This window comes from Paenibacillus allorhizoplanae, assembly GCF_927798215.1.
Lineage (GTDB): Bacteria > Bacillota > Bacilli > Paenibacillales > NBRC-103111 > Paenibacillus_E > Paenibacillus_E allorhizoplanae.
Map to the genome: position 1 here is coordinate 1 of NZ_CAKMMW010000075.1, position 331 is coordinate 331.

General features: G+C 43.8%; 1 protein-coding gene. It reads right to left on the bottom strand.

Annotated elements, in window-relative coordinates:
- Positions 1-331: transposase (locus L6I86_RS35580; RefSeq protein ID WP_236293647.1), on the bottom strand; the 331-nt coding region annotated here is incomplete at both ends.

A 331-nucleotide genomic window follows, 5' to 3' on the forward strand; every position in this document is an offset into this window, starting at 1 on the left:
TCGTCCGCGTTTACTTATTTTCATCTGTCCCGTCCATTTGCCTGAGCTTGCTTCTGCAAGGTTTAGGCCAGCATGCCGAAGTAATGCATTGCCGTGTACTAAGCCACTTAAATCCCCTGCTTCACCAAGAATACCAGCAAGTGAAATGGCGTTAATTCCTTTAACAGCAAGCATTGATTTAGCAAAAGGAATGCGGTCTAAAACGGCAGTAATCTCTGTCTCTACTATTTTCAGCTGTTCGCAGGCAAGATCGTATTCGGCCAGAAGCTGCTTTAAATGAAGCTTGTACGCATAAGTAGCTTGTTTAGAACCAACAGAATGACTAGCAAGA